This is a genomic window from Staphylococcus sp. HMSC063A07 (assembly GCF_001836955.1).
Lineage (GTDB): Bacteria > Bacillota > Bacilli > Staphylococcales > Staphylococcaceae > Staphylococcus > Staphylococcus lugdunensis.
On the sequence record NZ_KV830924.1, the window covers coordinates 196,174 to 220,039 of the forward strand.

A 23,866-nucleotide genomic window follows, 5' to 3' on the forward strand; every position below is an offset into this window, starting at 1 on the left:
AGCCTATCTGTTGGGGCCCCACCCCAACTTACTTTGTTCGACGAATTACTTTTCGCTTTTCTCTTTGTTGGGCCCCCTCAGGAGTCTCACCTTAAATACTACGTATTAACATGTAATTTTACCTTTAAATGCTAAAAAATTAGTCATTTTCGTATAATTTATTATCTAATACATAAGGGAAAAGACAATTTCTATCAAATAATTTTAATAGAAATTGTCTTTTTTATATTGTTTAAGAACTTAATGTCCCAGACCCTGTTTTATTGTACTTATTTACGATGTCTTTTTCGATATTTTCTTACAGCACGACGGTATTTGCGCTGATCCTCAGTCAAAAAGAAGAAATAGTAAATTAAATAAATAATTATGATGATAATGATAAGCCCAAAAATTGTCTTGGCAAATGAAACTACGAATACATTAAAATTCAAGATTAATCCTATAGCTGCTATAGCTAGAACAAGATAAAATATAAAATTTTTCACATTAAAACTCCTCGATATAATTCATTGCTTATTTTGTTGTTTGATTGTCACTTAAATTAACTTGTCCAAGTTCTGATTGTCCTTTTTTTAATTTCTTAGTATCCTTTGACTGATATCCAGATTTGATATCATCTAAAGCTGATGTTAAATCTTTATTTAATGATTTGATAACTTTATGTTTTTTCTTATTATCACTATTTAAATCATGCTCATTCACAGAAGATTGATAATTTGAATAGGCTTCAGAAAGTTTATTATCGATTTCATCTAATTTGTCTAAGTTCTCTTTTTTAACCTTAGATGAAGTTTTAGTCAAATCAAGTTTATTATACATATCTATAGCCTTAGTAATTTGTTGATAATATTCAGCAGAAGCTTTAAGAAATTTAGCTTCTTGGTTATTTGATGCTGCTTGTTTTTTATTATTTTTATCTTTTTCTAAAGCTTTAACTTTTTCTTTTTCTGATGTAACTTCACTGTTTAATTCTTGAATTTTTAATTTAAGCTGATGATTATCATCTCTTAACTGTGTCGTTTTATCTTCAAGTGGTCCTAAATTTTGAGATCCACAACCCGCTAAGAGTAACGACGCACCGATTGCCAAAACTATTTTTTTCATACGTATCTCCCTGTTTGAATATCACTTTATTTCTCCAATTATTATGCTATCATTTTAAAGTATAGATAAAAATACTACAAATGTTAACTAAGGAGGATTAATTATGAGTAAATTATCCCAAGTACGCCAACAGATATTAGATGCTAAAAAGTTAGATGCTATTGTGATATTATCCGATTTTAACCGCAGATATTTATCTGGGTTTACTGGCACAAGCGGCGCTTTAATTATTAGTCAGCAACAAAATATATTAATCACAGATTTTAGATATATTAAACAAGCTACAGAACAGGCAACTGATTTTGAAATTATAAATCGTACGCATGATCTTATCACAGAAGTAAAACAAGTGCTACTAGATAAGGGCTTCTCCATAATTGGTTTCGAGGGGCATTTAGTAAGTTACGATACCTATAAATCATTACAAGATAATACGATTACTTTTAGTTCAATTGCAAATGAAATCGAAACGATTCGTGAAATAAAATCATCCGCTGAAATCGACCTCATTAAAGAAGCAGCACATATCGTTGACGATACATATAATTATATTTTAACCGTCGCTAAAGCAGGCATGACTGAAAAAGAAATAAAAGCTTTATTAGAAAGTAAAATGCTACATCTTGGTGCAGATGGACCATCATTTGATACGATTGTTGCATCGGGCTATCGTGGTGCATTACCACATGGTGTGGCTAGTGATAAAATCATTGAGCAAGGGGATATGATTACTTTAGATTTCGGAGCATATTATCATGGTTATTGTTCTGATATAACACGTACATTCGGCATAGGAAAACCTAAAGCTCAATTGAAAGAAATATACAATATTGTATTAGAGTCACAGCAATTAGCAATCAATCAAATTAAAGCAGGTATGACCACACAACAAGCTGATGCTTTGGCAAGAGATTATATTGACAAGCATGGCTATGGGGACGCGTTTGGTCACTCTTTAGGGCATGGTATCGGATTAGACATTCATGAAGGGCCTTTGTTATCAAAAAACACGAATAATACATTAAAAGTTAATAATTGTGTTACCATTGAACCAGGTATTTATGTTGAAGGTCTTGGTGGTGTTCGAATAGAAGACGACATTTTAATTACAGAAAATGGCTGCGAAGTCTTTACTAAATGTACGAAAGACCTTATTATTTTATAGAAAGCGTATAATTGAGGAGGAAACTGAATGATTTCGGTTAATGATTTTAAAACAGGTTTAACAATTTCTGTAGATAATGCTATTTGGAAAGTTATCGACTTCCAACATGTAAAACCAGGTAAAGGTTCTGCCTTTGTTCGTTCGAAATTACGTAACTTAAGAACAGGTGCTATTCAAGAAAAAACTTTCCGCGCTGGTGAAAAAGTCGAACAAGCTATGATTGAAAATCGTCGTATGCAATATCTATATGCTGACGGAGATAACCATGTATTTATGGACAATGAAACATTTGACCAAACTGAATTATCTGGAGATTATTTAAAAGATGAATTAAATTACTTAAAAGCAAACATGGAAGTTCAAATTCAATCTTATGAAGGCGAAACAATTGGAGTTGAATTACCTAAAACAGTTGAGTTAGTAGTAACTGAAACTGAACCAGGTATTAAAGGTGATACTGCAACTGGTGCTACTAAATCTGCCACAGTTGAAACAGGATATACTTTAAACGTCCCATTATTTGTCAATGAAGGGGACACTTTAATTATTAATACTGGTGATGGTAGCTACATTTCAAGAGGATAGTCCTTGTAATACAACATTGAATTAAGCACACGATATAGACCATTATTTGTGCATATTAATAATGCTATTTTAGCACGCCATCTATTATCATTATGAGTTGAGCTGAGGCAAACATAAACTGTCTTAGCTCACTTTTATTTTGATTTTCATAGTAATAAACATCCCTTGCTTGAATTGACTCTAGCAGTCCAGTAAAATATACGAGTAAAGGAAAACAATCTTAAGGAGTCATTCATATGAATTTTAAAGAAATCAAAGAATTAATTGAAATTCTTGATCAATCAAACTTAACTGAAATCAACATTCAAGAAAAAGATAATATAGTTAGTCTAAAAAAAGAAAAAGAAACTGAAATCATTACACCACAATATACAACTCAAGCTGCACCTGTTTATCAATCAAGTGAATCAAACTCAGCCTCACCTGTTAGTCAAAACGATGCTGCTACTGCTGAAAAACCACATTCAGATGAAAACTATAATACAATAAATGCACCAATGGTTGGCACATTTTATAAGTCACCTTCTCCAGAAGAAGAAGCTTATGTTCAAGTCGGAGATAAAGTTACAAATGATTCAACCGTTTGTATATTAGAAGCTATGAAATTATTCAATGAAATTCAAGCTGAGATTACAGGTGAAATCGTAGAAATATTAGTAGAAGACGGACAAATGGTAGAGTATGGCCAACCGTTATTTAAGGTGAAATGATGAAAAAAGTATTAATTGCAAATCGTGGTGAAATCGCCGTACGCATCATACGTGCATGCCATGATTTAGGTATCCAAACAGTTGCAATCTATTCTGAAGGGGACAAAGACGCATTACATACTCAAATTGCTGATGAAGCATATTGCGTTGGTCCTACTCAGTCAAAAGATTCTTATTTAAATATTCCAAATATCTTATCAATTGCTACGTCAACAGGCTGTGATGGCGTACATCCAGGTTATGGATTTTTAGCTGAAAATGGAGACTTTGCTGAGTTATGCGAAGCCTGTCAATTAAAATTTATTGGACCTAGCTTTGAATCTATCCAAAAAATGGGGATTAAAGATGTAGCAAAAGCGGAAATGATTGCAGCAAATGTACCTGTAGTACCAGGTAGCGAAGGATTATTACAGTCGATTGATGATGCTAAACAAATTGCTAATCATATTGGTTATCCAGTAATAATTAAAGCGACTGCAGGTGGCGGCGGCAAAGGCATTCGTGTCGCACGTAATGATCAAGAATTAGAAAAAGGATATAAGATGACTCAACAAGAAGCAGAGACTGCATTTGGTAATGGGGGATTATATCTTGAAAAATTCATAGAGAATTTCCGACATATAGAAATTCAGATTATTGGTGATCAATTTGGACATGTAGTTCATCTTGGAGAACGCGATTGCACAATCCAACGACGCATGCAAAAGTTAGTTGAAGAATCCCCATCACCTATTCTAACTGAAGCTAAAAGAGAGGAAATGGGTGCTGCTGCAGTGAGAGCAGCACAAGCAGTTAACTATGAAAATGCAGGAACGGTAGAATTTATTTATGATTTAGATGATGATCAATTTTATTTCATGGAAATGAATACAAGAATTCAAGTTGAACATCCTGTCACTGAAATGGTAACAGGCATTGACTTAGTCAAACTTCAATTAAAAGTGGCCATGGGTGAAGCATTACCATTTACACAAAGTGATATAAAAATTAATGGGCATGCCATTGAATTTCGTATTAATGCTGAAAATCCATATAAAGATTTTATGCCATCACCTGGAAAGATTACACAATACTTAGCTCCAGGTGGCTTTGGAGTGAGAGTTGAATCAGCATGCTATACAAACTATACTATACCACCATTTTATGATTCTATGGTTGCAAAGCTTATCGTTCATGAACCAACAAGACGTGAAGCCATTAATACAGGAATTCGAGCTTTAAGTGAATATTTAGTATTAGGTATTGATACTACTATTCCATTCCATTTAAAATTATTAACGAATGATATTTTCCAAAGTGGTTTATTTAATACTAAATTCTTAGAACAGAACAATGTCATGTCTGATGAAAATTAATTAGGAGGTACGATTTATGGTAAATGTTGCAGATTATACAAATAAAAATTTAGGTAAAGTTGAAATCGCACCAGAAGTTTTATCCGTGATTGCCATTATAGCGACGTCTGAAGTAGAAGGTATATCAGGACATTTTGCTGACTTAAAAAATACAAACTTAGAAAAAATTAACCATAAAAACTTTAATAAACTATTAAAAATAGATGCTAAAGAGGAAGGCATTAACATTAATGTTTACTGTTCTTTAAAACATGGCACTAAAATTTCCAAAGCGGCAAGTAACATTCAATCCGCTATCTTTAATTCTATAAAAACAATGACGGCAATTGAATTAAATCAAATTAATGTGCACATCACACATATTACAGTTGAGAAATAAGACACACAATAGAAGGAGTTATTTATGAGTCGAAAAGAATCAAGAACTCAAGCATTTCAAACACTATTCCAGCTCGAAATGAAAGATAGTGATTTAAGCATTAGTGAAGCGATAAATTTTATTAAAGATGATCATCCTGACTTAGATTTCACCTTTATCCATTGGTTGGTTACTGGTGTGAAAGACCATGAGCCAATATTGGATAAAGCAATTGAACCTCATTTAAAAGATTGGTCATTAAATCGTTTATTAAAAACGGATCGTATTATTTTAAGAATGGCAACATTTGAATTACTGCATAGTGATACGCCACCAAAAGTGATCATAAATGAGGCGGTGGAACTTACAAAGCAATTCAGTGATGATGATCATTATAAATTTATCAATGGTGTTTTAAGCAATATAAATTAACAGTAATTGAGTGATAATTTATGACAGAATATTTAAGTGTCAGTACATTAACTAAATACATCAAATATAAGTTTGATCAAGATCCACATTTGCAATCTGTATTAATTAAAGGTGAATTATCAAATTTTAAACGTCATTCAAGTGGCCATCTCTATTTCAATGTTAAAGATCAAAATAGTGTTATTAGCGCAATGATGTTTAAAGGTAACGCAGCGAAAATTAATTTCGATCCTAAAGAAGGAGACGAGGTGCTCATTGAGGCACGCGTCTCAGTATACGAACGCCGTGGCAACTATCAAATCTATGTCAATAAAATGCAATTAGATGGTATAGGTAATTTATACCAACGCCTTGAAGAATTGAAAAAGAAATTAACTAAAGAAGGCCTTTTCGACCAACAATATAAAAAATCAATTCCAAAATATCCTAAAAAAATTGCCATTCTAACCGCAAGCACTGGTGCAGCTATTCGTGATATTCAAACAACAATAGAAAGTCGATATCCATTAGTCGAAAAGATTCCCATTAGTACACTTGTTCAGGGAACACAAGCAAAGCAAGATATCATTGAAAAAATTCGATATGCTGATAGTTTAAATGTTGACACAATTATCGTTGGACGTGGTGGTGGATCTATTGAAGACTTATGGAACTTTAATGAAGAAGAAGTTGTTCGAGCAATTTATAATTGCCAAACTCCTATTATTTCGGCAGTTGGCCATGAAACAGATTTTACTTTAAGTGATTTTGCTGCTGATATCCGTGCAGCCACACCAACACAAGCTGCTGTTATAGCAACACCAGATCAATATGATCTTATGCAACAAATTAAACAGCAACAATTTACATTAACTCGATATATAAGACAACGTATTAAACAGCATCGCAAACAATTACAACATATCTCATCATATTATAAATTTAAGCAACCTTCATTATTGTACGATCAACAGATACAACGACGTGATGATTTAGAAAAACAGTTAAATTTAAAAATAATTACAAAGCTTAAAGAGCAAAAGCAAAATTTACAAATAATACAGCAACGATTTAACATCAAAAATTTCAAACAGCATATATTAACTGAACAACGACAAACGAATCAGCTTGAAACCAATTTAACAAAAATAATACAGCACCAGTTAAAACAATTTAGCACATTATTGCATAATCAAGTTGAACAACTTAATCATTTAAGCCCAACCAATACAATGTTACGAGGTTATTCAATTATTCACAAAGATAATCAAGTTGTGACAAGCACACATGATTTAACGGTTAATGATGATATCACTTTAAATATGAAAGATGGTCAAGTAGAAGCTACTATTAAGAAAGTAAGGTGTGACAATGAGTAAAGATCAGCAAAGTTTTGAACAAATGATGGAAGAACTAGAAAATATCGTTACAAAATTAGATAATGAAACGGTGTCGTTAGAAGAATCTTTAGCCCTATATCAACGTGGCATGACATTATCAGCTGCTTGTGATACTACCTTAAAAGAAGCCGAGCAAAAAGTGAATGATTTAATGAAAGACGAATCAAAGGAAGATCATGATGACGAACCTATCGAAGAATGACTTAATTTCACAAGTCAACCAAGTATTAGACGATCTTATTCCTCAGTCAAAGCTCGGTACAAACCTTGAGGAAAGCATGCAATATTCAATTAATGCAGGGGGTAAACGCGTTCGCCCGCTATTACTTCTTCTTACATTGGATATGTTGAACAAAGATTATCAATTAGGATTAGCTACAGCAGCTGCTTTAGAAATGATACATACGTACTCGCTTATACATGATGATTTACCTGCTATGGATGATGATGATTATCGTCGTGGTAAGTTAACTAACCATAAAGTATTTGGCGAATGGAAAGCAGTTTTAGCAGGTGATGCACTATTAACTAAAGCTTTTGATGTCATTTCAAATGATACTCAACTTGATAACGATATTAAAGTTAAATTAATACAACGTTTAGCTTTTGCAAGTGGTCATCTAGGCATGGTCGGTGGACAAGCACTTGATATGCAAAGTGAGACTCAGGCAGTGGATATTTCAACATTAGAACAAATTCATAGAGCTAAGACTGGTGCGTTACTTACCTTTGCTGTCATGGCTGCAACTGATATTGCTCAAGTCAATGAGCATGTTGCAGAGCATCTTAATTTATTTAGCCAACATTTAGGATTAATGTTTCAAATCAAAGATGATTTACTTGATGTTTATGGAGAAGAATCAAAATTAGGTAAAAAAATTGGCAGCGACATAGATAATCATAAAAGTACGTATGTCTCATTATTAGGAAAAGATGGTGCCGAAGAAAAATTAACAATGCATAAAAATGCTGCCCTAAATGAACTTGAGCAACTTAAAGAGGATTATGATATAAGTCAGCTAAAAGATATCGTTGAATTATTTTATACACGTGATCATTAAAATCAATTATAACATAACAACAAAAGGGGTATCCTTTTGTTGTTTTTCTGTACGAAACTAGTCAACTTATAAATATTCAAAACAATTGCAAAATGTATAAATGGTTTTCTAGCCACAACCTAAATATTCTAGTTAATAGCGTATTATTTTGAATCAAACATCTCTCGTCAATCATTTGTACACAACACACTCACACTATTTTATGTTCAAATTCAAATATCTATTCATAATAGCATTAGTAGTAGTTCTTTTAGCATTGTGATAAGATAAATGTATAAATATTCGTAAATAGAGGTGTTCATATTGGCTAAAAAATCTGTAAGACATATAAAAATAAGAGAAATTATTTCAAACGAACAAATAGAAACTCAAGATGAATTAGTTAAACGTTTGAATGAATATGAACTCAATGTAACACAAGCTACTGTCTCAAGAGATATTAAAGAATTACAACTTATTAAAGTTCCAGCACCATCAGGTCATTATGTTTATAGCTTGCCTAACGATAGAAGATATCATCCGCTTGAAAAATTGGGAAGATACCTTATGGACTCATTTGTAAATATAGAAGGTACTGGTAATCTTTTAGTTTTAAAAACATTACCAGGCAATGCACAATCGATTGGTGCCATTCTGGATCAAATTGATTGGCCAGAAGTGCTAGGAACAATTTGTGGCGATGACACATGTTTACTCATTTGTAGAGATGAAAATGCTAGTAATGAGATTAAATCTCGAATTTTTAACTTATTATAAGGATGCGATGAATGTATGCTACAGAATTTATCAATCAAACAATTTGCCATCATTGACGAATTAGAAATTCAATTTTCTGATGGACTAACTGTTTTGAGTGGTGAAACAGGTGCTGGAAAATCTATTATTATTGATGCCATAGGACAATTAATTGGTATGAGAGCGTCATCCGACTTTGTGCGTCATGGCGAAAAGAAAGCCATTATTGAAGGTATCTTCGACATAGATAATAGCATTGAAGCCATTTCGATACTTTCCGAACTTGGCATAGATATCGATGAAGATTTTTTGTTAGTGAAACGTGAAATATTTAGCTCTGGTAAAAGTATCTGTCGCTTAAATAATCAAACCGTTACCCTTCAAGATTTACGTAAAGTTATGCAAGAATTATTAGATATACATGGTCAACATGAAACGCAATCCTTATTAAAGCAAAAATATCATTTAAAATTACTTGATGATTATGCCGAAGATAAATACTTAAAGTTAAAAGAGCAGTATCAAGACATATTTCGTTCTTATAAACAGAAACAAAAAGAACTTGAAGAGCTTGAATCTGCTGATCAAGCACTACTGCAACGTTTAGACTTAATGAAGTTTCAGTATGAAGAATTACAAGAAGCTCAATTAAAAGAAGATGAAGAAGAACAACTAGAAAGTGACATTAATCGTATTCAAAATTCTGAAAAGTTAAGCATTGCACTAAATAACGCTCATATTACATTAACAGATGACAATGCCATAACCGATCGTTTATATGAGTTTAGCAATCAATTACAAGTTATTAATGACATTTTGCCAAATAAATACCAAAAACTTAAAGAGGAAGTAGATCAATTCTACTATACTTTAGAAGATGCTAAACACGAGCTATATGATGACATGACTAATACAGAATTTGATGAGCAAGTATTAAATGAAGCAGAATCTAGAATGAATTTATTAAATAATTTAAAACGAAAGTATGGCAAGGATATTCCTAGTTTGATCACTTATCAAAGTAAGCTCGAACATGAAATTTCAAAAATTGAAAACTACGAAGAAAGTACGGCACAACTAAAAGAAGAGATTAACATACTTAAAGATAGGGTTTATGATAAAGGACAACAGTTATCTAAGGAACGACGAAATGTTGCTCTTGAATTAAGAGATCATATTGTTGCGGAAATTCGCAATTTACAAATGAAAGATGCAAATTTAGAAATTGCCTTTCAACCACTTGAAGAACCGAATCAAGACGGTATTGAGTTTGTAGAGTTCTTAATAAGTCCTAATAAAGGAGAACCATTAAAAAGCTTAAATAAAGTTGCTTCAGGCGGTGAATTATCACGTATCATGCTTGCACTAAAAAGTATTTTTGTTAAATCAAGAGGTCAAACAGCTATTTTGTTTGACGAAGTAGATTCAGGTGTTTCAGGACAAGCTGCTCAAAAAATGGCAGAAAAAATGCAAGATATCGCTTCTTATATACAAGTTATATGTATTTCGCATTTGCCACAAGTAGCTTCTATGAGTGATCACCACCTATTAATAAGTAAAGCCTCGGATGATAGTCGCACAACAACACATGTGAAAGAGTTAAAAAATGAAGAACGTATTAATGAGGTCGCGCGCATGATCTCGGGTGCACATGTTACTGATTTAACACGTGAAAATGCAAAAGAAATGATATCACAAAATCAACGTCAAACTTAAACATAATAATAATGATGTGGAGCTGAGTCGTATGCATTATAAACAATTGATTCAGAAAAAAGAAAATTTTACTGGAAATATAAGAATTTTATTTGCAAATGAAGAAAAATATATTGCTGCAATTATTAATCTTTTAAAAACGACACACGCACATATTTATATATATGATATTGAGGATGCTTCCGAGTTAATACGTTCTTATGATTTAGATATTCAATTATTAAGACGTATTCACTTTAAATTAAATGATAATTTGCGAGATTTATTTTATTCTTGTAGCCAAGATTTGGAAAAAGATTCAACAAGCATTTTGGTTAAAGGCAATATATCTACAACCCGTTTTAAAAAGTTTTTAACACAAGCATTTGGCAATGCTTCTCAATCATTTAATCACATTGCTTGTTTTGATTTACCACAATATTATAAGACGTTAGTTTTAAGTGATGTCGTATATCAACGTTTTCCGGAATATAAAACAAAAATAAACACAATTTTTAATTTGAAACGTTTTGCGCAATCAATGGAGTATGATCATTTTAATATTGGCATTTTATCATCGGTTAACCAACCTTTTGTGAAAATCTCGTCTTCGATTGATGCCGCAAAATTAAAAGAGCACTTTGCTAAAATGAACGAACGCTTTATTACCGTAGATGGTCCAATCACTTTGGATAATGCTATTGACAAAAATATTGCTATTCAAAAAAATGAAATGTCTGAGGTAGCTGGTGAAGTTGATGCATTACTTGTTCCTGATATAGATGTTGGTAATGCCATTTATAAATCATTCACATTGATAGGTCATGCTCAAGTAGCGAGTATTCTACTTGGAGCAGCAATACCAATTTCCTATACATCAAGATCTGATCAATTACAAACAATTATCGATTCAATTCATTTAGCTATAAGTTTAAGTTAAACAAAAACATAAACTATACAGTACGCAAATAATTTTTGAGTTTTATAGCTTTAAGAGTAAATAAATATCAAAATAAAGAATAATTCTTCATTTTGTTAAATTACATGTTGTAAAATGATTTAGTGAAATTAATATATAACTATATTTAAAAGTCATTGAACTTCATAAATGCGTAGTTAAAAATGAAGTTGTAAAGACGGGAGTTTTATCAATGTCAAAAAACCAATATGATTTAGTCGTGTTAGGCGGTGGAACTGCAGGTTATGTTGCCGCAATTAGGGCATCACAACTTGGTAAAAAAGTAGCAATTGTTGAACGACAATTGCTTGGTGGTACTTGTCTGCATAAAGGATGCATACCAACCAAATCTTTATTGAAATCTGCCGAAGTTGCACATACAGTTACACAAAGTAGTGAATATGGCATAAAAATTAATGATTTTTCCATTGATTTCAACAAAATTATGCAACGGAAGACGCAAATAGTTAATCAAATGTTCCAAGGTGTTCAGCATTTAATGAAACAAAATCATATTGATATTTTTAATGGAACTGGCCGAATTTTAGGGAGTTCAATATTCTCACCTCAAAGTGGAACGATTTCCGTAGAATATACTGATGGGCAATCAGAATTACTGACAAATCAATTTGTACTTATCGCAACTGGCTCTAGACCAACAGAATTACCATTTTTACCTTTTGATCATCACACTGTATTATCGAGTGATGATGTATTGAATCTAGATACATTACCTCACAGCATAGCCATTATTGGTGCTGGTGTCATTGGTTTAGAATTTGCTTCACTTATGATTGATTTAGGTGTTCATGTACATGTAATTGAATCATCATCTCGCGTACTGCCTACTGAGAGTGAGCGTATTTCTCAAGCCATTCAAAAAGCATTAGAACAACGTGGTGTACATTTTCATTTAAATGTAGAATTAACTAAAGATACAGTTAATATTACAACAGAAAAAATCGATTTTACATTGAAGGATAACCAAATAATTAATGTTGATAAAGTGTTAGTTGCAGTTGGTCGTAAACCTAACACTTTAGATATTGGGTTAAACAACACTAAGATCACTTGTAATGATGCAGGTTATATAAATATCAATAAATTTCAACAAACTGAAGAACAACATATATATGCAGCCGGAGATTGTATAGGTAAATTACAACTCGCACATGTTGGCTCGAAAGAAGGTATCGTTGCCGTAGAACATATGTTTGAACATAATCCTATTCCTATAGATTATCAATTAATGCCTAAATGTGTATATACATACCCAGAAATCGCTTCTATAGGAATGAATGATAATGATGCAACAGTACAAGATATTGAATTCGAACGCTATACATTACCACTTCGTGCAAATGGTAAAGCAATGATAGTGTCAGCGGACAATCAAGCTGGATTTATCGACGTTATAGTTCGTGCAGATGATAAGGAAATCATTGGTATACAAATGTTTGGAACACATGTTACCGAACTAATTAATGAGGCTGCATTATTACAATTTATGAATGGTTCTGCGTTAGAATTAGGATTAACAACACATGCACATCCATCCATGTCAGAAATATTGATGGAAGCAGGATTGAAAATAGAGAATAGAGCTATTCACGTTTAATTAGGAGGAAATACAATGAAAGATTATCAATCTGTCGGATTAACCGAAGATGATTTAAAAGCCATTTTTAAAGGAATGGATTTAGGAAGAAAAGTAGATGAGCGCTTATGGTTATTAAATCGAGCTGGTAAAATACCTTTTGTTGTCAGTGGTCAAGGGCAAGAAGCGACTCAAATTGGTATGGCTTACGCACTTAAAGAAGGAGATATTTCCTCACCTTATTATCGAGATTTAGCTTTTGTAACGTATATGGGTATGAGCCCTTATCAAATTATGTTAAATTCATTTGGTAAAAAAGATGATGTTAACTCTGGAGGGAAACAAATGCCTGCCCACTATGGCTATAAAGCAAAAGGTATGCTTTCCCAAAGTTCTCCTGTAGGGACTCAAATTCCACATACAGCTGGTGCAGCGCTAGCACTGAAGATGGATAAAAAAGAAAATATAGCTGTGGCAACTATCGGTGAAGGAAGTACTAATCAAGGTGACTTCCATGAAGGTCTAAACTTTGCTGGTGTGCATAAGTTGCCTTTAGTGTGTGTTATTATCAATAACAAATATGCAATTTCAGTGCCTGATTCATTACAATACGCTGCCGAAAAATTATCAGATAGGGCAATAGGCTATGGTATAAAAGGGATTACAGTTGATGGTAACGATCCAATTGCTGTTTATGCTGCCATGAAAGAAGCTAGAATACGTGCATTAAATGGTGATGGCCCAACGTTAATAGAAGCCGTTACAGCTCGAATGACACCGCATTCTTCTGACGATGACGATCAGTATCGCAGTAAAAGTATTAAAGAGGGATTAAAAGCAAATGACTGTAATGTAAAATTTAAATCTTACTTACTGGACACTGGCATTATTGATCAAACATGGTTAGATAAAATAGAAAATGAACATAAACATATCATCAATCAAGCAACTAAAGATGCCGAAGCTGCAGACTACCCTAATGTAGAAGAAGCTTACACACATGTATATGAAGAAGGGAGTAGTCAAAATGGCTAAATTATCTTATTTAGATGCTATTCTACAAGCTCAAGATATCGCTATGGAAAAGGATGAAAATGTCTTTATTCTTGGTGAAGATGTAGGTGTTAAGGGTGGTGTCTTCGGTGCAACAAAAGGCTTACAAGAAAAATATGGTGTTGAACGTGTAATTGATACACCTTTAGCCGAATCAAATATAGTAGGTACTGCGATTGGTGCTTCAGCTTTAGGTAAACGACCAATTGCTGAAATTCAATTTGCAGACTTTATTTTACCAGCTACAAATCAAATTATTAGTGAAGCAGCAAAAATGCGCTATCGATCCAATAATGATTGGAATTGTCCTATCACAATTCGCGCACCTTTTGGTGGAGGTGTTCATGGTGGTTTGTATCACTCGCAAAGCATCGAAAGTATTTTTGCTTCAACGCCTGGATTAACAGTTGTTATACCATCATCCCCTTATGATGCTAAAGGATTATTATTATCATCCATTGCATCTAATGACCCAGTATTATTCTTCGAACATAAAAAAGCTTATCGTTTTTTAAAAGAAGAAGTTCCTGAAGGCTATTATACGGTGCCACTTGGAAAAGCAGATGTAAAAAGAGAAGGACAAGATATAACTGTATTTACATACGGATTATGTGTTAATTATTGTCTGCAAGCAGCTGATATATTAGCAGCAGATGGCATTAGTGTTGAAGTTGTCGATTTAAGAACCATATATCCATTAGATAAGGAAACAATCATTCAACATGCAAAACAAAATGGCAAAATCTTGTTGGTCACAGAGGATAATTTAGAAGGAAGTGTTATGTCAGAGGTCGCAGCAATTATAGCTGAAAACTGTCTCTTTGATTTAGATGCACCTATCATGAGATTAGCTGGTCCAGATGTACCTTCAATGCCATTTTCACCCTCTTTAGAAAACGAAGTAATGATGAATCCTGAAAAAATTGAAGCGAAAATGCGTGAACTTGCGTCATTTTAAGGAGTGTATAAAAATGGATGTAAAAATGCCAAAGTTAGGTGAAAGTGTACATGAAGGTACAATAGAAACGTGGTTAGTCTCAGTTGGAGATTCAGTAGATGAATATGAGCCACTATGTGAAGTTATCACAGATAAAGTCACTGCTGAAGTCCCTTCAACAGTATCAGGTACAATTACTGAAATACTTGTTGATAAAGGTGAAACAGTTGCCGTTGATTCAATTATTTGTCGTATTGAGACACATGGAGAAACAAATAACCATATTGATGATAAATCTCAAAATAACGTAACTGAATCTCAGTCTGCAAAAAATGCCTTAAATTCTTATAAATCACAAGATACAGACGCAAAAAATAATAACGGTCGATTTTCACCTGTAGTATTCAAATTAGCTGCTGAACATCAAGTAGATTTAACACAAGTAATAGGTACAGGATTTGAGGGACGTGTAACCAAGAAAGATATTTTAAAATATATTCAACAACACAACGATAACACAAGTCAAGAAAAGCAACAAACTAAAGCTACGACAGCAACTAGAAATACAACTTCTAAGACTGAGTCATTGCAACCATCAAGTATTCCTGTCAACGGTGTCAGAAAAGCCATCGCGCAAAATATGGTAACTAGTGTAACAGAAATACCACACGGTTGGATGATGGTTGAAATAGATGCTTCAAACTTAGTTCAAACAAGAAATCATTATAAAAATAACTTTAAAGAAAAAGAGGGTTATAACTTAACGTTCTTTGCATTCTTTGTAAAAGCCGTGGCAGACGCTTTAAAAGCAAATCCTATTCTTAATAGTAGTTGGGACGGTGAAGACATCATCATTCATAAAGACATAAACATTTCTATAGCAGTAGCTGATGATGATAAGTTATATGTGCCAGTGATTAAACACGCGGATGAAAAATCAATTAAAGGTATTGCTAGAGAAATTAATGATTTAGCAAATAAAGCACGGACAAAAAAATTAACACAAGCTGACATGGAAGGCGGTACATTTACTGTAAATAACACAGGTACATTTGGTTCTGTTTCTTCTATGGGTATTATCAATCATCCTCAAGCAGCCATTTTACAAGTTGAATCAATCATTAAAAAACCTGTAGTTATTGATGATATGATAGCTGTTAGAAGCATGGTAAATTTATGTATTTCAATTGATCATAGAATACTTGATGGGGTACAAACAGGTAAGTTTATGTCACACGTTAAAAAACGCATTGAACAATATACGATAGAGACAACAAATATTTATTAATATTTTGCAGGCATGAAAACGTAGTCAACTTTGATTTTGTTTTCATGCTTTTTGTGTTATATCATTTCGAGTAAACAAGCTTATTGAAGATTGCTGTCAATATTAGTAGAATAAAGGAAAGTCTTTTTAAAATGAAAGGTGAATCATATGGATTTAAATTTTGATTTATATATGAACGATGTAGTTAATCAAGCCCGCAGTGAAATTGAACAAGCTGGCTATCAACAACTAACAACTGCAGAAGAGGTTGATGAAGTATTACAACAACAAGGAACCACATTAGTGATGGTGAATTCTGTATGTGGTTGTGCAGGAGGCGTAGCTCGTCCAGCAGCTTCACACGCATTACATTATGATAAATTGCCTCAACGTCTTGTTACGGTATTTGCTGGTCAAGATAAGGAAGCAACACAAAAAGCAAGAGATTATTTTGAAGGCTATGCACCATCTAGTCCATCTTTTGCACTTATTAAAAACGGTAAAATCACTGAAATGATTGAACGTCATCAAATTGAAGGACATGATGTTATGGATGTCATCAATCAATTACAAGCGTTATTCGATAAGTACTGCGAAGAAAGATAATTGGTGCTTACACATGTTAAAGTTAAATCCTTATAAGATTGGATTTAGAACACTGAAAACAGCTGTAGGTATTACTCTCGGAGTCATTCTAGCAAAATGGCTAGGACTTGATAATTATGCTTCAAGTGCTATCCTTATTGTGTTGTGCATCAAACATACAAAAATGCATTCGGTTCAAGCGATAGTATCTCGATTTATATCCTGTATCTTAGTTTTATTTATTGGTTCTGCTATCTTCAGTTTATTAGGTCAAACACCAGTTATTCTAGGTTTAATCGTTATGTTATTTATTCCTGTTACCGTGATGTTAAAAGTACAAGAAGGTGTCGTTACCAGTTGCGTTATTTTACTTCATGTCTTTAATGCTAAAGCAATTAACCTTCATTTAATTTTCAATGAAATCCAGCTTTTATGTGTTGGTCTTGGTATTGCTTTTATTATGAATTTAATTATGCCAAGTTTAGATAAAGATTTAATGCGTTATAAAGCTAAAATTGAACAAGAATTTAAAGAAGTCTTTTTAAAATTTAGCCAATTATGTAAATCATCAAATGAGATTATTAAATTGAATTTCAAGCAATTACAGTTAGATATTAGCAAAGGAAAGTCAATCGCATTTAGAGATGTAAAAAATCATTTTGTACGTAATGAAAATTCATACTATCACTATTTTGATATGCGACAAGAACAACTTGAGTTATTAAAACGTATACACGCACACCTTCAAAATGTTGAAATAAACGATCCAATAGCTAAAAGAGTCTCACATTTATTGTATGAAATTGGTGAAAATGTCAATAGCAACGACTATACAGTATTGCGCTTACATTCTTTATATGAAATCAGACTCACATTAAATGAATTGCCTTTACCAACCACACATAAAGCATTAAATTCACGTTCAAGTTTAATTCAGATTTTAAATGAATTAGAGGATTATTTACAAATAAAATCACAATTCGGCTCATTGCGCTTACATAGTGAATTATAATAAATACAGGCATGCTTGCATGACACAATGTCATTACAACATGCCTGTATTTTATTGCATAAATGGCACTAAACTTGTTAATAATAATGCTGCCACAACTGCAACCAACATGACGATAATAATAACTCTTAAAACTTTGTTATTCAATTGAAACGCTCCTTAACACTGTATGATAATGTTATAAAATTTATATATAAAATAACCTTATATGATTTACTTCAAAATGGCAATCATTATATTTTCTCTGTTAACTCAAGTCAGTTAAACTATAATCATAAGTTTTAGAAGAAGGAGTGGGCAAGGTGATTAACCAATCGCGATTAGTTGATACATTTTTAGAATTGGTACAAATCGACTCAGAAACGGGTCATGAATCAGTAATTCAACCCATATTAAAAACTAAATTAAAACAATTAGGGTTAAATGTAATTGAAGATCAAGCCAGTCAGCATGATGGTTTAGGTGCAAACAATTTAATTTGTACATTACCAAGTAATATTACGAATAGAGATGTTGATAAAATTTATTTTACGAGTCATATGGATACCGTCGTTCCTGGTGTAAATATTCAACCTGAAATTAAAGAAGACGGCTATATTTATTCTGATGGCACTACGGTTTTAGGGGCTGACGATAAAGCAGGATTAGCAGCTATTATAGAAATGATTCGGCACATCCAAGAACACAATATTTTACATGGACAAATTCAATTCATTATTACCGTAGGGGAAGAATCAGGATTATTAGGAGCTAAAGCACTTGATGACAGTCTTTTAGATGCTGATTATGGTTTTGCTGTAGATGCCAGTGTAGATGTTGGCACAACCGTAACTGGTGCACCTACTCAAATGCTTTTAGAGGCAATCATTAAAGGTAAAACAGCGCATGCAAGCACTCCTAATAAAGGTGTTAGCGCGATTAATATTGCTGCAAAAGCAATTAGTAAGATGAAATTAGGCCAAATTGATAATGTGACTACAGCTAATATTGGTAAATTTCATGGTGGCGCTGCTACAAATATTGTTGCTGACGAAGTTGTTTTAGAGGCAGAAGCAAGATCTCATTCCGATACAATGATCAAACAACAAATACATCATATGAAAGAAACGTTTGAATCTACAGCTAAAGCATTGGGTGGCGCTGCTGAAGTAAATGTAGTAAAAAGTTATCCTGGTTTTAAAATTCCCGACGACGCACTTGTCACTCAAATTGCTGTAAATAGTGCCCATGCATTAGGCTTATCTGGAGATACTGTAATTTCAGGTGGCGGTTCAGACGGAAGTATAATCAATATGTTAGGCATTCCTACTGTGATATTAGGCGTTGGTTATGAAGCCATCCACACTACATCAGAAAGAATTTCAGTGACTGCTTTATGTCAATTAACTGAGCAACTAATTAAAATCGTTGAAAATGTAGCTAAGTAAGTTTATGTAAGATGAAGTATACTCATAATATATGATACAATACTAATGAAAAATTGAACAAGAGAGGTAAGTAATATGACACAACAAATCGGTGTAGTAGGTTTGGCAGTAATGGGGAAAAACTTGGCGTGGAATATAGAATCACGCGGTTACAGTGTTTCTGTGTTTAACCGTTCTAGACAAAAAACGGATGAAATGGTAGAAGAATCAAAAGGAAAAAATATTCATCCAACTTATAGTTTAGAGGAGTTTGTTAATTCCCTAGAAAAACCTCGTAAAATTTTACTCATGGTAAAAGCTGGTCCTGCTACAGATGCAACTATAGATAGTTTGTTACCTTTATTAGATGATGATGATATTCTTATTGACGGAGGAAATACAAATTACCAAGATACGATTCGTCGAAATAAAGCGTTAGCCCAAAGCGGCATTAATTTCATAGGCATGGGTGTATCTGGTGGAGAAGTAGGGGCTCTTACTGGTCCTTCTTTGATGCCTGGTGGACAAGAAGCAGCATACAATAAAGTAAGTGATATTTTAGATGCTATAGCTGCGAAAGCTAAAGACGGTGCTTCTTGTGTAGAATATATTGGGCCTAATGGTGCAGGTCATTACGTGAAAATGGTCCATAACGGTATTGAATATGCCGATATGCAATTAATCGCGGAAAGTTATGCTATGATGAAAGACCTATTAGGTATGTCACATGAAGAGATTTCGAAAACATTCAAAGATTGGAATGCTGGTGAATTAGAAAGCTATTTAATCGAAATCACTGGAGATATCTTTACAAAATTAGACGAAAGTCATGATGCTTTAGTAGAAAAAATTCTTGATACTGCTGGCCAAAAAGGAACTGGTAAATGGACATCGATTAACGCGTTAGAATTGGGTATTCCATTAACAATTATTACAGAATCAGTATTTGCTCGTTTTATTTCATCCATAAAAGAAGAACGTGTCAATGCTTCCAAATTATTAAATGGACCAAACGCTACATTTGACGGTGACAAAGATGAATTCTTAGAAAAAATTCGTAAAGCTTTATATATGAGTAAAATTTGTTCTTATGCTCAAGGTTTTGCTCAAATGCGCAAAGCAAGTGAAGAAAACGAATGGAATCTTAAATTGGGCGATTTAGCTATGATTTGGCGCGAAGGTTGTATCATCCGTGCACAATTCTTGCAAAAAATTAAAGATGCATATGATAATAATTCAGAATTACAAAATTTATTATTAGACCCTTACTTTAAAGGTATTGTAACTGAATATCAAGATGCATTAAGAGATGTCGTAGCTACAGGTGTTCGTAATGGCGTGCCTACACCAGGTTTCTCAGCTAGTATTAATTACTATGATAGTTATCGTTCAGAGAACTTACCTGCTAACTTAATCCAAGCTCAACGCGATTACTTTGGCGCTCATACTTATGAACGTAAAGACAAAGAAGGCGTATTCCATACACAATGGGTTGAAGAATAATATTTAAGAGTCTAGGATATTAGTATGTTATTGGCTATGAACTATTGACTGGATTGAAAATAAGCTTACACTAAGCTTTTGTCATTCCTAGTCAACCTTGCCGGAGCGGGACAGAATTCATTATGAATTCGTAGTCCCGCTCCCTTCTTATCATTCTGTGCAAACGTTTGCATAATTATTTTACTTTTACCTATTAAATGTTATAGAATTTCTATTGAAAGCGCTTACTATAAAAGAGGTGATTTTACGGTAACAATTAAAGACGTGGCAAGGTATGCAAATGTCTCACCATCAACTGTTTCAAGAGTCATTAAAGGTAACAAGAAAATTAGTTTAGCCACTATCCAAAAGGTACAAACAGCGATGGATGAATTAAATTACTTCCCTAATCAAGCTGCACGTACACTTATAACTAAAAAAACAAACACAATCGGTCTTATCTTCAAAAGTGAAACAAATCTATTGCGCCAAAATCCATTCTATAATGATGTGATTACTGGCATAAGTAACACATGTAATCAATTTAATTATGCTACCAATACAACAGTTTCAAATAATGAAGAAGATTTGTTAAAAGAGGTTCAATATTTTATAGATAGCAAAAAGGTGGATGGATTTATATTACTTTATTCCAAAGAAAATGATCCTATCTTTCAATTATTAGTTAATCTAGGTATACCGTTTGTTGTTATTGGTAAAAATTATAATAAAAATGATGTCATCCATATTGATAATGATAATATTGAAGCAGCATATAAACTAACTGATTGGTTAATCCTACAAGGCTATCAAGATATTCTATTTTTGTCCGAAAAAGGTAATTATGCAGTTTCCGCAGATCGAACAATTGGCTATCAACAAGCAATGATCGATGCGAGTTTATATCCCAAAGTGCACAACATATCAAATCAGCGCCTAGATTTACAACAATTTGTCAAATACTTATTATGCTTACAGCAATTACCTCATGCTATTATCACTTCAGATGCAATGCTTAATCTACATCTTTTAAGCGTGTTATATGATAATCATGTGTTTATTCCAAAAGATATAGGCACTGCAACATTTAATTATTCATTTATAACCGAAAGTGCTTCACCCCCACAAACGTGTATCAATATAAATACAGAATGTTTAGGACAAACTGCTGCAACACAAATCATTAATCTATTAGCACAACAACAAGTATCTAATGTAGAAAATCAAAACATCTATATACCAACATCAATCATTCAACGTCAATCAACTCAAATAAATATAAAGGAGTAGGTACTATGTCAATTAAAAGAAATTGGTGGAAAGAAGCGGTCGCATATCAAGTGTATCCTAGAAGCTTTAATGACAGTAATAATGATGGTATCGGGGATTTACCCGGTCTCATTGCTAAATTAGATTACTTAAAAGATTTAGGCATTGATGTCATTTGGTTAAGTCCAATGTATCAATCACCTAATGATGATAATGGGTATGATATAAGTGATTATCAAGCAATCATGGATGAATTTGGTACAATGTCTGACTTTGATCAACTGTTAAATGAAATTCATGCACGTGATATGAAATTGATTTTAGACTTAGTCGTTAATCATACTTCTGATGAGCATCCATGGTTTATAGAATCAAAATCAAGCAAGAATAACCCCAAACGCGATTGGTATATATGGCGAGATCCTAAAGAAGACGGTTCAGAGCCAAATAACTGGGAAAGTATCTTTAATGGATCTACTTGGGAATATGATACTCAAACACAACAATATTATTTCCATCTATTTAGTAAAAAACAACCCGATTTAAATTGGCATAATCCTGAAGTAAGAACAGCCATATTCGACATGATGAATTGGTGGTTTGATAAAGGAATTGATGGATTTCGAGTTGATGCAATTACTCATATTAAGAAAACATTTGAAGCAGGGGATTTACCAGTTCCAATTGGTAAATCCTATGCACCTGCCTTTGATGTTGATATGAATCAACCAGGTATACAAGCGTGGCTTCAGGAAATGAAAGATAAATCTTTGAGTCATTATGATATTATGACAGTGGGTGAAGCAAATGGTGTTAATCCAGATAATGCAGAAGAATGGGTAGGCGAGGACGAAGGAAAATTTAATATGATTTTTCAATTTGAACATCTCGGATTATGGTCAACAGGAGATCAAAAATTTAATGTCAACGCCTACAAAAATGTCTTAAATCATTGGCAAAAACGTCTCGAAGGCATAGGGTGGAATGCATTATTTATTGAAAATCATGACCAACCACGTAGAGTTTCAACATGGGGAGATGATGAAAAATATTGGTATGAGTCGGCGACAAGCCACGCTGTAGTTTATTTCTTACAACAAGGTACACCATTTATCTATCAAGGACAAGAAATAGGTATGACCAACTATCCATTTGAAAGCATAGAGACATTTAATGATATAGCTGTAAAAAATGAATATCAAATTGTGAAAAAGTCAGGTGGAGACGTTGAAAAACTACTAGACAAGTATAAAATGGAAAATCGTGATAACGCGCGTACACCAATGCAATGGGATGATAGTGTGAATGGTGGATTTACAGAAGGGCAACCATGGTTTCCAGTCAATCCTAACTATAAAACGATCAATGTTAAAGAGCAATTAAGTAATGAACATTCTGTATTGAATTTTTATAAAAAATTAATTAAATTAAAAAAATCTGATGACATTTATACTTATGGTCAATTTGATTTAGTAGATGCTGTTAATTCTAAAATATTTGCATACACACGCACACTTGGAGATAAAACTGTTGTAGTAGCAGCTAATTTAACAAAAACTGAAGCAAAACTTAATTTACCATTTGATATTACGCATGCCAAGATTAAATTACACAATTATCCAAGTGAAGTAATTCTGGAAAGAGTCCAACCATATGAATGTTTTGTTGCAGAACTTTAGTTTGACCACTATAATATTGGCAGTAGTTGACTGGATTGAAAA

Annotated in this window: 25 protein-coding genes; 22 read left to right on the top strand and 3 right to left on the bottom strand. The window is 33.0% G+C overall.

Annotation, left to right across the window (positions count from 1 at the left end; genetic code table 11):
• Positions 1-269: 269 nt before the first annotated feature.
• Both HMPREF2597_RS06965 and HMPREF2597_RS06970 read right to left on the bottom strand, forming a co-directional pair.
• Positions 270-485: an SA1362 family protein gene (locus HMPREF2597_RS06965; RefSeq protein WP_002459027.1), complete on the bottom strand. Its 216-nt coding sequence runs from the start codon at positions 483-485 to the stop codon at positions 270-272.
• A 28-nt stretch (positions 486-513) separates the two neighbouring features.
• Positions 514-1,104, bottom strand: coding sequence for a putative periplasmic lipoprotein (locus tag HMPREF2597_RS06970; RefSeq protein WP_002478136.1), 591 nt, complete (start codon positions 1,102-1,104; stop codon positions 514-516).
• A 103-nt stretch (positions 1,105-1,207) separates the two neighbouring features.
• Between HMPREF2597_RS06970 and HMPREF2597_RS06975 the strand changes: the two genes are divergently transcribed.
• From HMPREF2597_RS06975 to HMPREF2597_RS07060, 18 genes are all read left to right on the top strand, one after another.
• Complete coding sequence (locus HMPREF2597_RS06975) at positions 1,208-2,269, top strand: M24 family metallopeptidase (RefSeq protein WP_002478137.1); 1,062 nt, start codon at positions 1,208-1,210, stop codon at positions 2,267-2,269.
• Positions 2,270-2,296: 27 nt separating this feature from the next.
• Positions 2,297-2,854, top strand: a complete 558-nt coding sequence (efp, locus tag HMPREF2597_RS06980; RefSeq protein WP_002459030.1) for an elongation factor P — start codon at positions 2,297-2,299, stop codon at positions 2,852-2,854.
• 236 nt (positions 2,855-3,090) lie between these two features.
• On the top strand, positions 3,091-3,564 hold the full coding sequence (gene accB, locus HMPREF2597_RS06985) for an acetyl-CoA carboxylase biotin carboxyl carrier protein (protein ID WP_002459031.1): 474 nt from the start codon (positions 3,091-3,093) through the stop codon (positions 3,562-3,564).
• Complete coding sequence (gene accC / locus HMPREF2597_RS06990; protein ID WP_002478138.1) at positions 3,564-4,919, top strand: acetyl-CoA carboxylase biotin carboxylase subunit; 1,356 nt, start codon at positions 3,564-3,566, stop codon at positions 4,917-4,919. The genes accB and accC overlap by 1 nt, the downstream gene beginning before the upstream one ends.
• Positions 4,920-4,935: 16 nt before the next feature.
• The gene (locus tag HMPREF2597_RS06995; RefSeq protein ID WP_070817251.1) at positions 4,936-5,298 is read left to right on the top strand and encodes an Asp23/Gls24 family envelope stress response protein; all 363 of its coding nucleotides are present in this window, start codon (positions 4,936-4,938) and stop codon (positions 5,296-5,298) included.
• Between the two features lie 24 nt (positions 5,299-5,322).
• Entirely contained in the window at positions 5,323-5,709 is a 387-nt protein-coding gene (nusB, locus tag HMPREF2597_RS07000; RefSeq protein ID WP_002459034.1) for a transcription antitermination factor NusB, read from the top strand.
• A 20-nt stretch (positions 5,710-5,729) separates the two neighbouring features.
• A complete protein-coding gene (gene xseA / locus HMPREF2597_RS07005) occupies positions 5,730-7,067 on the top strand; it encodes an exodeoxyribonuclease VII large subunit (protein WP_002478139.1) in 1,338 nt (445 codons plus the stop codon).
• Positions 7,060-7,290, top strand: a complete 231-nt coding sequence (locus HMPREF2597_RS07010; RefSeq protein WP_002459036.1) for an exodeoxyribonuclease VII small subunit — start codon at positions 7,060-7,062, stop codon at positions 7,288-7,290. Before xseA ends, HMPREF2597_RS07010 begins: the two co-directional genes overlap by 8 nt.
• Positions 7,268-8,149, top strand: a complete 882-nt coding sequence (locus tag HMPREF2597_RS07015) for a polyprenyl synthetase family protein (protein WP_037553636.1) — start codon at positions 7,268-7,270, stop codon at positions 8,147-8,149. The genes HMPREF2597_RS07010 and HMPREF2597_RS07015 overlap by 23 nt, the downstream gene beginning before the upstream one ends.
• A 303-nt stretch (positions 8,150-8,452) precedes the next feature.
• Positions 8,453-8,905 (top strand): transcriptional regulator AhrC/ArgR, encoded by a 453-nt coding sequence (gene ahrC / locus HMPREF2597_RS07020; protein WP_002478141.1) that lies wholly within the window; start codon positions 8,453-8,455, stop codon positions 8,903-8,905.
• Positions 8,906-8,920: 15 nt separating this feature from the next.
• Positions 8,921-10,600 (top strand): DNA repair protein RecN, encoded by a 1,680-nt coding sequence (gene recN, locus HMPREF2597_RS07025; RefSeq protein WP_014533302.1) that lies wholly within the window; start codon positions 8,921-8,923, stop codon positions 10,598-10,600.
• A gap of 31 nt (positions 10,601-10,631) precedes the next feature.
• Complete coding sequence (locus HMPREF2597_RS07030; protein WP_002459040.1) at positions 10,632-11,519, top strand: phosphate acyltransferase; 888 nt, start codon at positions 10,632-10,634, stop codon at positions 11,517-11,519.
• 211 nt (positions 11,520-11,730) lie between these two features.
• Positions 11,731-13,155: a dihydrolipoyl dehydrogenase gene (lpdA, locus tag HMPREF2597_RS07035; protein ID WP_002478143.1), complete on the top strand. Its 1,425-nt coding sequence runs from the start codon at positions 11,731-11,733 to the stop codon at positions 13,153-13,155.
• 15 nt (positions 13,156-13,170) lie between these two features.
• Complete coding sequence (locus HMPREF2597_RS07040) at positions 13,171-14,169, top strand: thiamine pyrophosphate-dependent dehydrogenase E1 component subunit alpha (RefSeq protein WP_002459042.1); 999 nt, start codon at positions 13,171-13,173, stop codon at positions 14,167-14,169.
• Entirely contained in the window at positions 14,162-15,145 is a 984-nt protein-coding gene (locus HMPREF2597_RS07045) for an alpha-ketoacid dehydrogenase subunit beta (protein WP_002478144.1), read from the top strand. Before HMPREF2597_RS07040 ends, HMPREF2597_RS07045 begins: the two co-directional genes overlap by 8 nt.
• 13 nt (positions 15,146-15,158) lie before the next feature.
• Positions 15,159-16,412, top strand: coding sequence for a dihydrolipoamide acetyltransferase family protein (locus HMPREF2597_RS07050; protein ID WP_002478145.1), 1,254 nt, complete (start codon positions 15,159-15,161; stop codon positions 16,410-16,412).
• 147 nt (positions 16,413-16,559) lie between these two features.
• Positions 16,560-16,997, top strand: coding sequence for a bacilliredoxin BrxB (gene brxB, locus HMPREF2597_RS07055; protein WP_002478146.1), 438 nt, complete (start codon positions 16,560-16,562; stop codon positions 16,995-16,997).
• A gap of 13 nt (positions 16,998-17,010) precedes the next feature.
• Complete coding sequence (locus HMPREF2597_RS07060) at positions 17,011-17,988, top strand: aromatic acid exporter family protein (protein ID WP_002459046.1); 978 nt, start codon at positions 17,011-17,013, stop codon at positions 17,986-17,988.
• Positions 17,989-18,039: 51 nt separating this feature from the next.
• Here HMPREF2597_RS07060 and prli42 read toward each other — a convergent pair whose 3' ends face one another.
• Positions 18,040-18,135, bottom strand: a complete 96-nt coding sequence (gene prli42 / locus HMPREF2597_RS12770; protein ID WP_014533303.1) for a stressosome-associated protein Prli42 — start codon at positions 18,133-18,135, stop codon at positions 18,040-18,042.
• 155 nt (positions 18,136-18,290) lie between these two features.
• Here prli42 and HMPREF2597_RS07065 point away from each other — a divergent pair, with 155 nt between their 5' ends.
• The 4 genes from HMPREF2597_RS07065 (at position 18,291) to HMPREF2597_RS07080 (ending at position 23,824) form a co-directional block, all read left to right on the top strand.
• Positions 18,291-19,415: a M20/M25/M40 family metallo-hydrolase gene (locus HMPREF2597_RS07065; protein ID WP_002478148.1), complete on the top strand. Its 1,125-nt coding sequence runs from the start codon at positions 18,291-18,293 to the stop codon at positions 19,413-19,415.
• Between the two features lie 75 nt (positions 19,416-19,490).
• Positions 19,491-20,897, top strand: coding sequence for an NADP-dependent phosphogluconate dehydrogenase (gndA, locus tag HMPREF2597_RS07070; RefSeq protein WP_002478149.1), 1,407 nt, complete (start codon positions 19,491-19,493; stop codon positions 20,895-20,897).
• Between the two features lie 213 nt (positions 20,898-21,110).
• The gene (locus HMPREF2597_RS07075; RefSeq protein WP_173362270.1) at positions 21,111-22,166 is read left to right on the top strand and encodes a LacI family DNA-binding transcriptional regulator; all 1,056 of its coding nucleotides are present in this window, start codon (positions 21,111-21,113) and stop codon (positions 22,164-22,166) included.
• 11 nt (positions 22,167-22,177) lie between these two features.
• Positions 22,178-23,824, top strand: coding sequence for a glycoside hydrolase family 13 protein (locus HMPREF2597_RS07080; protein ID WP_037553710.1), 1,647 nt, complete (start codon positions 22,178-22,180; stop codon positions 23,822-23,824).
• Positions 23,825-23,866 lie beyond the last annotated feature (42 nt).